9 protein-coding genes are annotated in these 5,581 nt (G+C 43.8%); all 9 read left to right on the forward strand.

Annotated features, from left to right (window positions below; genetic code table 11):
* On the forward strand, positions 1-190 hold a 190-nt coding region (locus HMPREF2954_RS12770), incomplete at its 5' end, for a hypothetical protein (protein WP_210398475.1).
* 356 nt (positions 191-546) lie between these two features.
* Positions 547-1,446, forward strand: a complete 900-nt coding sequence (locus tag HMPREF2954_RS00235) for a metal ABC transporter solute-binding protein, Zn/Mn family (RefSeq protein WP_003767675.1) — start codon at positions 547-549, stop codon at positions 1,444-1,446.
* Between the two features lie 233 nt (positions 1,447-1,679).
* Complete coding sequence (locus HMPREF2954_RS00240) at positions 1,680-2,549, forward strand: transporter (RefSeq protein ID WP_045072350.1); 870 nt, start codon at positions 1,680-1,682, stop codon at positions 2,547-2,549.
* 40 nt (positions 2,550-2,589) lie between these two features.
* On the forward strand, positions 2,590-3,042 hold the full coding sequence (locus HMPREF2954_RS00245; protein WP_045072349.1) for a hypothetical protein: 453 nt from the start codon (positions 2,590-2,592) through the stop codon (positions 3,040-3,042).
* A 41-nt stretch (positions 3,043-3,083) separates the two neighbouring features.
* Positions 3,084-3,497 carry a hypothetical protein gene (locus tag HMPREF2954_RS00250; RefSeq protein ID WP_045072348.1) on the forward strand — a complete coding sequence of 138 codons (414 nt, stop codon included), beginning with the start codon at positions 3,084-3,086 and terminating at the stop codon, positions 3,495-3,497.
* Positions 3,498-3,726: 229 nt separating this feature from the next.
* Positions 3,727-4,038 (forward strand): hypothetical protein, encoded by a 312-nt coding sequence (locus HMPREF2954_RS00255; protein ID WP_045072347.1) that lies wholly within the window; start codon positions 3,727-3,729, stop codon positions 4,036-4,038.
* A gap of 290 nt (positions 4,039-4,328) precedes the next feature.
* Positions 4,329-4,520 carry a hypothetical protein gene (locus HMPREF2954_RS13165; protein WP_231574591.1) on the forward strand — a complete coding sequence of 64 codons (192 nt, stop codon included), beginning with the start codon at positions 4,329-4,331 and terminating at the stop codon, positions 4,518-4,520.
* 41 nt (positions 4,521-4,561) lie between these two features.
* The gene (locus tag HMPREF2954_RS13170; RefSeq protein ID WP_231574590.1) at positions 4,562-4,882 is read left to right on the forward strand and encodes a hypothetical protein; all 321 of its coding nucleotides are present in this window, start codon (positions 4,562-4,564) and stop codon (positions 4,880-4,882) included.
* 142 nt (positions 4,883-5,024) lie between these two features.
* On the forward strand, positions 5,025-5,581 hold a 557-nt coding region (locus tag HMPREF2954_RS00270), incomplete at its 3' end, for a C39 family peptidase (RefSeq protein WP_321178147.1).

The following is a 5,581-nucleotide window of genomic DNA, read 5'->3' on the forward strand; positions in this document are numbered from 1 at the left end:
TCAGGAGCAATTAGGGGCGAAAACAGCCGAAAACAGCCGAAAACCTGTGTTTAGGGTTTCGGTTGTCGGGGGAAAAGGAATTTTGCAAAGGTATCGGGTTGTTTGTTGGAATCTTCAATGGCTCGCGGGCTACAAAGTTTTTTGGCAACGCAAGCTCCGTAGCGTGGGCTCTGTCCACGAAAATGGTTAACACATAAAGGTCGTCTGAAAACCCAATGCAGGTTTTCAGACGACCTTTGTGTTTGGACTGCGTATCGGTTTTGGTTGGCACGGTATCCGTAGTGTGGGTTCTACCCACGAAGCTGACTAGCGGACAGGTCGTCTGGAATCTTAAGTGCACGCTACAAAGTTTTTGGCAACGAGCGCCGTAGCGTGGATTTCGCCCACGAAAACAAATAGGCACAAAGGTCGTCTGAAAACTAAAAATTGCAGTACCTAAAAACTTTTAGGCTAGGGAACCCTCTATAAGCGGAGGTTGCTTGAAGATTCTGTCTTGCTGTTTTAAAATGACGGATTGTTACGTTATATCAATTGGAGAGAGAAAACATGAAACATTGGAAACTCGGCGTCATCGCTGCATTAATGTCCGGCGCAGTTTATGCAGCCCCGATGAACGTCGTTACCAGCTTCAGCATTTTGGGCGATGTTGCCAAACAAATCGGCGGCGACCGCGTTGCCGTACAAAATTTGGTCGGCGCCAACCAAGACACCCACGCCTACCACATGACCAGCGGCGACATCAAAAAAATCCGCGGTGCAAAATTAGTCCTGCTCAACGGCTTAGGCTTGGAAGCGGCTGACGTGCAGCGTGCCGTCAAACAAAGCAAAGTCCCCTTCGCCGAAGCAGCCAAAGGCATACAGGCGCTTAAAGCCGAAGAAGGCGAACATCATCACGACCACGAAGGCCACCACCACGACCACGGCGAATTTGACCCGCATGTCTGGAACGATCCCGTCTTGATGACGACCTACGCCCAAAACGTCGCCAACGCCCTGATTCAGGCAGACCCCGAGGGCAAAACCTATTACCAACAACGCTTGGGCAACTACCAAGTGCAGCTGAAAAAACTGCACAGCGACGCTCAAGCTGCGTTTAACGCCGTTCCCGCCGCCAAGCGCAAAGTCCTGACCGGACACGACGCGTTCTCCTACATGGGCAAACGCTACAATATCGAGTTCATCGCCCCGCAAGGCGTGAGCAGCGAAGCCGAGCCGTCCGCCAAACAAGTCGCTTCCATCATCCGCCAAATCAAACGCGAAGGCATCAAAGCCGTGTTCACCGAAAACATCAAAGACACGCGCATGGTTGACCGCATCGCCAAAGAAACTGGCGTCAACGTCAGCGGCAAACTCTACTCCGACGCACTCGGCGGCGCACCTGCCAATACTTACATCGGCATGTACCGCTACAACGTCAAAGCCTTGACTGATGCGATGAAGAAATAAAACCGCTTGATTGGTTTGAATTGAAAAAGTCAAAAGGTCGTCTGAAAACGAAAATATGGTTTTCAGACGACCTTTTGTTTATAAGCCGCTTCAAACGGCATTTTACGCAAAAATAAAACCTTCATAGAAAAAAAAATCAGATTTTAAGGCGTCATCAAAAATATCATTTAGACAAACTACACTAAATTTCATTAATATCCGCAAAATTTAATTTAAAACAATAAAACAACAATATGAAAAATATTCTTATTTCATTCGTTATCTTTTCTCCGTTGGTTGTCCGCGCCGACCTGCCTTTGAATATCGAAGACATCATGACGGACAAGGGTAAATTGAAACTCGACGCTTCCGTTACCTATATCAACAGCGAAAACAGCCGTTCCGAACTTGCTGCGCTAATTTACATTCAGACCGGCTCCGCTTCCTTTATCCCCGTCCCGACCGAAATTCAGGAAAACGGCAGCAACAGCGATATGCTCGTCGGTACGCTCGGCCTGCGCTACGGCTTGACCGGAAATGCCGAAATCTACGGCAGCGGCAGCTACTTGTGGCGTGAAGACCGACAATTCGACGGCGAAAGCAGCAAAAACCGCGACAAGCACCTCTCCGACGTATCCCTCGGCATCAGCCACACTTTCCTCAAAGACGACAAAAATCCCGCCCTTATCGGCTTTCTCGAAGGCACGCTTTACGAAAAATCACGCGGCAAAGCCCCGTCAGGCAAATCATGGCTGATTGGCGCGACCACCTACAAAGCCATCGACCCCGTCGTCCTCGCCCTGACTGCCGCCTACCGCATCAACGGCAGCAAAACCCTTTCAGACGACGTCAAATACAAAGCAGGCAACTACTGGATGCTGAATCTCAATATATCCTTCGCCGCCAACGACAGAATCAGCCTCACGGGCGGCATCCAATGGCTGGGCAAGCAGCCCGACCGACTGGACGGCAAAAAAGAATCCGCAAGGAATACATCTACCTACGCCCATCTCGGCGCAGGCCTCGGCTTCTCCAAAGCCACGTCTTTAAACGCATCCGCACGCTTCAATATTTCAGGGCAGAGCAGCTCCGAACTGAAATTGGGCGTACAGCATACGTTTTAAGCAGGCTTTGATTTTCCAACCTTGTAAAAAAAGGACTTTTATGAAAAAACAAATTACCGCAGCCATGATGATTCTGACGATGATTGCCGCTCCCGCAATGGCAAACAGCATGGATAATCAGGCATTTGAAAACCAAGTGTTCCACACGCAGGCAGATACGCCTATGCAGTTGGCGGAGCTTTCTCAGAAGGAAATGAAGGAGACTGAGGGGGCTTGGGTTGCTCTTGCATGGCGGGGAGTTACTGTAATGTCGCGTGGTTTTACTCATATAATTAAAGGAAGTAAATTATCTCAGGGGCAGGCAGTTAATGTGTTACGTAATGGTGATAATGTAATTACTAATAATCAGAGATATTCAGCAAAACTGGCGCAAAATGCATGGGGTAAAAATAATGTGATTCGTCATGATGCTCATGGTACTCATAAAAGTTATATGCCACATTATCAACACAAAAGTTCGAAAGTTACAGGTCATACCTTTTATCGTAAATAGTCTGGCTTAATTTTTATTAAGCCAGATTTGGAATAGTTGTTATGTCTTCTGCAATAATTGTTAATTTCGATAAACCAACAGATACAGAGCTTCTAGGTTTTTCGAAATATAATGAACACACTTTGTTTCATATTGGGTATAAGAATTTTTCCCGATATGAATGGATATATACTTCTTCAGAGGGAGAAGGAATATATCCTGAAATTTTTTCTAATAAGCGTGGTTATCTCGAATTTATCAAAAAAAATAAAAAGAACCTAAATTTAAATCATTTTAGGCTTTGTGAAGAATTATTAAAAAGATTAAGGGGGATTCCCCAAGATTTTTTCCTGTATGTAGGGGATATGAGTGATATGAATAAATTAGAGATGCTTCCAAAAAGTTTATTGTCTTTAAATGAGATAACAGATAAAACCTTGTTAAGAGAAGATGTTGTTTACCGTATTAGTAAGTAGTTAGGTTTTATTTTTATTAAGTGATTTGAGGTTTTCGGTAAGTATAGATATAAGGTTGAGTTATAACCAAACATTCATGTGATTCAACGGTTTTGTTGGGCTTGGCAACTCGACCTGCGCTTGCTGAAATTGGGCGTACAGTTATACTTTTAAGCGGGCTTTGATTTTCTAACCTGTAAACAACAAGAGAATTTCTTCGCCCTTGGGAATCAAAATCTACGGACAGATCATGGAAAAACTGCTTCTAACCCCTCCTTTTTTTCTATTTGAAGATGTGTCTTTGGATATATTTCAAGGATTGTCGGAATTGGAAAAGAAAATAGAGCCGCAGGATTTGATGGATGATGTTTACCGTGCTTTTGATTCGGTTGGAAATATTCTGAATTTCCGTATAGTAGAAAAAGAGCAAAAAGGGGTTTGGGTAAGTACCAAAATCAAAACAGTTGTATTTGATTCGGCGGATATGTCTTCCGATGATCTTTTTCTGAAATGCTTACAGTCTTCATATCAGGCTTATTTTGAAACTGAACCTGCCGGTTGAGATAAACGTCAGCTGATGGAAACGTTAATTCAAAAATGCGGATTCAGTTGTTGATAAAAAATGGATTTTGAAATAACAGAATCTGATTTCGACCATGTATGAGGTAAAAATTTCTTTCGGCTGTTTGATTGCCACATCGCAACCCTGCGAATTGCTGACAAAATCTCGGGGTGAAATTTTTTCTTTGATTATGAAGAAGATGGATTTATTTCAGATTTTGTGAGGGAAATATTTATACAATAAGGAAGAATGAGATTGAATCTTGTCTTACAGAAAGAGGAGGTGAATGGTTGAAACATATTTATGAATTTAATCGGGGAAGTTTTATTTTTTCTGATGTGCTTCTAAAAAAGAGAGAAAGCGAAGAGAATTTTGCAGAAATTGTTTTAAAATCAATAAAAAATAATAAAATTTTGACAGTTAAGGTACGGTCAGACTTGCATTTTGACTTAAGAAATATTTATCGTATTGAGATGCAATGATGCAATTGATATGTGCCGATTGGACAGGTATAGGAAATTTTATGAAAACCTTCGAAAAAACATGGTCTGCACAATATCGGGATATGGAAATTGCAGTACGGAATTTTTGGAATTTGGAGCAGACAGGGGCGGAAGTCTATATCAACGGCAGGCGGGTTTATCATAACGAAGCCGAGATGGCGTATGCTCCTTTGCATTCGCTGATGGGGGAATACCTGGAATTTGAAGAAAGCGGTACGAAAATTACCGTTGAAATCGGCAGCGCGTGGCATTTTTGCGGTATGGCTTGCCGTATTTCGATAAACGGAAAATATCATGCCGGAAATAGGATTGTCTGGTTTGCTAAGAAAGCCGGCATGTAAGAATAATTTTGCAAGAGGTCGCCTGAAAGCCTTTTCAGACGACCTCTTACATATATCTTTAGAAGGTATGATGATGTTTAAACGTATTTGTCTGTCAGTGCCTATTGCCGTTTCTTTATCCGGTCCTCTGAATGCTGCACCGATGTTTAACGATAATCCTGTTGTTTACGGAAAAATCAAAGTGCAAAGTTGGAAAGAGAGGCGCGATTTCAATATTGTGAAGCAGGATTTGGATTTTTCCTGCGGGGCGGCTTCGGTGGCGACGCTTTTGAACAATTTTTACGGGCAAAAGCTGACGGAAGAAGAAGTGTTGAAAAAGCTGGATAAGGAGCAGATGCGTGCGTCGTTTGAGGATATGCAGCGCATCATGCCTGATTTGGGTTTTGAGGCGAAAGGCTATGCCCTGTCTTTCGAGCAGCTTGCGCAGTTGAAAATTCCCGTCATCGTGTATCTGAAATACCGTAAGGACGATCATTTCTCGGTATTGCGCGGTATAGACGGCAATACGGTTTTGCTTGCCGACCCGTCGCTGGGTCATGTTTCCATGAGCAGAGCGCAGTTTTTGGATGCTTGGAAAACCCGTGAGGGAAATTTGGCAGGTAAGATTTTGGCGGTTGTGCCGAAAGGGGCGGATACTGGCGGGGATAAGGCGTTTTTCACACGCAGAGACCTTTGCAAAATTTCTTTTCCTCCAACAAC

Source organism: Neisseria sp. HMSC067H09 (genome assembly GCF_001814135.1).
Classification (GTDB): domain Bacteria; phylum Pseudomonadota; class Gammaproteobacteria; order Burkholderiales; family Neisseriaceae; genus Neisseria.